This window comes from Chitiniphilus shinanonensis DSM 23277, assembly GCF_000374805.1.
GTDB classification, from domain to species: domain Bacteria; phylum Pseudomonadota; class Gammaproteobacteria; order Burkholderiales; family Chitinibacteraceae; genus Chitiniphilus; species Chitiniphilus shinanonensis.
The window spans coordinates 77,243-80,704 of sequence record NZ_KB895352.1 but is presented as its reverse complement, the minus strand read 5'-3'; the positions used below and the strand labels follow the sequence as shown (position 1 = coordinate 80,704).

At 72.4% G+C, this 3,462-nt stretch carries 2 protein-coding genes and 1 pseudogene; all 3 read left to right on the top strand.

Annotation, left to right across the window (positions count from 1 at the left end; translation table 11 throughout):
* Nucleotides 1-674, top strand: a 674-nt coding sequence (locus C556_RS0116040) for a hypothetical protein (protein ID WP_026263151.1), incomplete at its 5' end; no start/stop codon positions are given.
* Nucleotides 671-1,243: pseudogene (locus tag C556_RS24210) on the top strand (OmpA family protein); the annotation flags it as partial. The gene C556_RS0116040 and the pseudogene C556_RS24210, both read left to right, overlap by 4 nt.
* 1,090 nt (nt 1,244-2,333) lie before the next feature.
* On the top strand, nt 2,334-3,462 hold a 1,129-nt coding region (locus C556_RS23945), incomplete at its 3' end, for a sensor histidine kinase (protein ID WP_018749266.1).

Here is a 3,462-nt window from a genome sequence, read left to right as displayed (position 1 = left end):
TCAACCAGGCGTGGGCGCTGAACCAGCCGACCGGCACCCAGATCTCCAACGTCGGCAGCGCCACCGTGCGCGTGGTGCCCGACCCGCTGTTCGATTGCCCGGACGTGATCGGCAAGGTGTTCGACGACCGCAACGGCAACGGCTACCAGGACGACGGCGAGCCGGGCCTGCCCGCGGTGCGCATGGCCACGCCGCGCGGGCTGCTGGTGACCACCGACGCGCAGGGGCGCTTCCACGTGCCGTGCCCGGACATTCCGCGCAGCGACATCGGCAGCAACTTCGTGATGAAGCTGGACGAACGCACGCTGCCGTCGGGCTACCGGCTCACCACCGAGAACCCGCGTGACGTGCGGCTCACCCGCGGCAAGCTGGTGAAGCTGAACTTCGGCGCCACGGTGCACCGCGTGGTGCGGGTGGAGCTGGACGACGCCGCCTTCGTGCCCGGCGACACCGCGCTGGCCCCCGCCTGGCAGGTCGAGTGGCAGGCGCTGCTGCCCACCCTGCAATCGACCCCCTCGATCCTGCGCCTGGCCTATCGGCAAAGCGGTGCCCCACCGGAACTGGTGCAGCGGCGCCTGAAGGCGCTGCGCCAGGACATGGGCGACTACTGGCACGCCCTGGGCAATGCCTACCCGTTGCAGATCGAAGAAGAAATCCTGGAGGTGATGCCATGAACATCGCCCAAAAACTGCGCCAACCGACTCGCATCGCCTACCTGATCGGCTTGTTGTTCAGCGCCACACCCCTCTCGGCACAGGAGTTCACCCCCGAACCGGCCTGCAGCGCGGACGAATCGAGCTGTCTGCGCGGCAACACCCCGCAACGCGCGCAGGTGATCGAGCGTGCCGGCGCCAACCCGCCCAACAGCGAACGCGCCGAAACGGCGGCCGGCGTGCCGGCCAGCAGCGTCATGCAGCGCATGCTGGCCCAGCCCGCGCCCGCCACGCGACCGGTGATGGCCCGCGAGCTGCGCAGCGGCACCCTGCGCTCGCGTTTCGGTTCGGGCACGGCCGCGCTGCTGCCGGAATACCGCGAACAGCTCGACCAGTTGCTGGAGGAGGTCCGCGACAAGCCCGGGCTGCGCTTCATGGTGATCGGGCATACCGACAATCGCCCGCTGTCGCCCGCCACCCAGGCGCGCTACGGCGACAACCAGCGCTTGTCCGAAGCGCGTGCGCTGGCGGTGGCCGAATACCTGCAACAGCAGGCGGGCCTGCCGGTGGAGCGGGTCAGCATCGCCGGCAAGGGCGATCGTATGCCGCTGGCCAGCAACGACACGCCCGAAGGCATGGCGCAGAACCGTCGGGTCGAAATCCGGGTGTGGTACGACGTCGAGACCACCCACGCCGGCGACCCCGTGGTCCAGCCCGCCGCGGCCGGCCAGGCCGCCTGCGCCGCCGTGGGCCATAGCGATGCGCCGTTCCGCGTCACCATCGACGGCGTGCCGCAGCAGGCCAGCGAACCGGTGAACGAAGCCGACGCCCGTCGCTGCGTCGACGTCGCGCTGGCCGCCGCCGACCTCCAGATCAAGTACGACGATCTGGCCGCCACCCCCTCGCTCAACGGCTGGACCGATCGCCAGGTGGTGGCCTACGGCAGCACCGTGCGCTTCTACAGCTACAGCAATTACGTGCGCTACCTGGAACGCGCCGAGATCCGCATCTATCCGCGCCAGCAAGGCACCCGGGGCGAGCCGTTGTGGGCGCTGCCGATTCCCGTCGGCGGCGAACAGCCGTGGGTGCCCCCGGCCGACGCGCCCGGCGAATTGCTGTATGTGCTGCGGGTATACGACCCGCGCGGTCGCTACGACGAAACGGTGGCCAAGCCGCTGCTGCTGACCGGCACCGGCTTCGCCCCGGCCAGTGACATCGACGACCCCGCACGCGAAGCGCTGACCGGCTGGGGCGAGAACGCCCGCCAGCTGGCCGGCATCCCGGTCAACGGCGGCACCGTCACCGTCAGCGGCAGCGGCGTCGCCGCCGGCCAGACCGTCGAAGTGCTGGGCGCGCCGGTGCCGGTGGACCGCAACGGCCGCTTCGCGGTGCGGCAGATCGTGCCGTCCGGCCCGCAGTCGGTCGAGGTCGCCGTGCTCGACCCCGACGGCCAGGGCACCCACTACCGCCGCAACCTCACCATCCCCGACCGCGACTGGTTCCTGGTGGCCATGGGCGACCTCACCCTCGGCCAGCAACGCGTCAGCGGCCCGGCACTGCTGGCGGTCGAGGACAACCGGCGCGAGGACGACGGCTCGCACTACCTCGACGGTCGCGGCGCCTTCTACCTCAAGGGGCGGCTGGCCGGCCCCGGCGCTGCTGGGCGGGCTGGCCGCCGCCGTGCTGCTGGGCGCCTGGGGCGCGCAGCACGGCCTCGGCGTGCGGCTGGCGCCGCTGGCCGCCCTGGCCGGACTGGCGCTGGCCTACCCACTGTGGAGCTGGCAACGCCTGCGCAGCGCCATGCACTACCTGGCCGACGAAGTGGCCCGGCTGGAACGCCAGCCCGGCATGCTGGCCCAGCGCCCGCCCGGCGGCGGCGACCCGCTGCAACGCCACATCGCCGCCGCGCGCCAGGCGCTGCACGCCCTGCGCCAGCTGCACCGGCTGGTGCACGACACCGTCGACGGCCTGGGCGCCCCGCTGTGCGTGGTCGACGGCGACGGCCTCATCGTGCTGGCCAACACCGCCGCCGCCGCCTTCTTCGACCAGCCGCGCGACGTCCTGGCCGGCCAGCGCGCCTGGCCCTTGCTCGCCGCCCGGCTGAGCGGCCCCGACGGCGCGTTGCTGCCCGGCCTGGCGGAGATCGCCGACACCCACCACGGCGCTCTGCGCGCCGAACGCCCCGACGCCGCCGACATGCTGCTCGAATGCGTGCCGCGCCACGGCGGTGGCGCCGGCTGGATCGTGCAGCTGGTCGACCTCGCCACGGTGCAGCAGGCGCAGCGCCAGCGCGACGAAGCGCTGGACTTCCTGTCGCACGACATGCGCTCGCCGCAGGCGTCGATCCTGACCCTGATCGAACTGCACCAGCCGCAGCACGCCCAGGAACAGGCGCTGCTGCAACGCATCGCCGCCCAGGCGCGGCGCACCCTCGCGCTGGCCGACAACTTCATCCGGCTGGCGCGGGCGCAGTCCGAGCAACTGCACCGCGAAGCGCTGGACCTGAACGATATCGTGATCGAGGCGGTGGACCAGCTGTGGGACCAGGCCCAGGCGCGCGGCGGCCGCATCGACGCCGAGGTGCCGGATCAGCCGTCGCCGTGCGTGGGCGACCCGCTGATGCTGGCGCGGGCCTTGGCCAACCTGCTGGACAACGCGCTGAAGTACGGTCCGGAGGGCGGGGTGGTGCGCTGCGTGCTGCGGCGGGACGGCGGGCTGTGGCGGATTGCGGTGATCGATCAGGGTCCGGGGATTCCGGAGGCGGCGCGGGCGTCGATGCTGGAGCGGTTCCAGCGGGTGGAGGCGGGGG